At 54.0% G+C, this 439-nt stretch carries 1 pseudogene; it reads right to left on the bottom strand.

What is annotated here, in order from left to right:
• Positions 1-439, bottom strand: a pseudogene (locus tag C900_RS27880) (hypothetical protein); the annotation flags it as partial.

Raw genomic sequence — 439 nt, 5'->3', positions numbered from 1 at the left:
CTACGTGCAGGTTCTTTTCTATCAGCTCGCCCAGCTCGTTGTATTTGTTCTCTGCCAGCAGCACTTCTCCCTGACCGGTGCCGTTCTTGAACAGCTCATGGTAGCCTTGCATCAGTCTGCCGGCATGGTCGTAGGTGTAGTGTCTTTTGATGCCGTAGGTGTCTGTGTTCTTCTGGTGGCTGGTGTAGGTGGCCAGTGTCCAGCCGGGGAAGTTGTAAAGCGTGCTGAAGCGGTCTATGCTTCCGCTGTAGTTTTCTGTTACGGTCTGTATGACTCTGTAGCGATCGTCATAGTAGGTGACGGTGCTCAGCCAGGTGTTGGTATTATCCAGCACTTTAGTCTTGCTGCCGGTGACCTGCCCTTTTACTCTGTCGAACTCGGTTGCAGGGAAGGTGTAGGTGCCTTGTGGGGTGGTTTGGGAGCCTAGCTGGGTGGGAAC

Origin of the sequence: Fulvivirga imtechensis AK7 (assembly GCF_000331535.1) — a bacterium.
Classification (GTDB): Bacteria; Bacteroidota; Bacteroidia; order Cytophagales; family Cyclobacteriaceae; genus Fulvivirga; species Fulvivirga imtechensis.
Note: the sequence above shows the minus strand (reverse complement) of the source record. Positions and strands in the feature narration are given on the sequence as shown.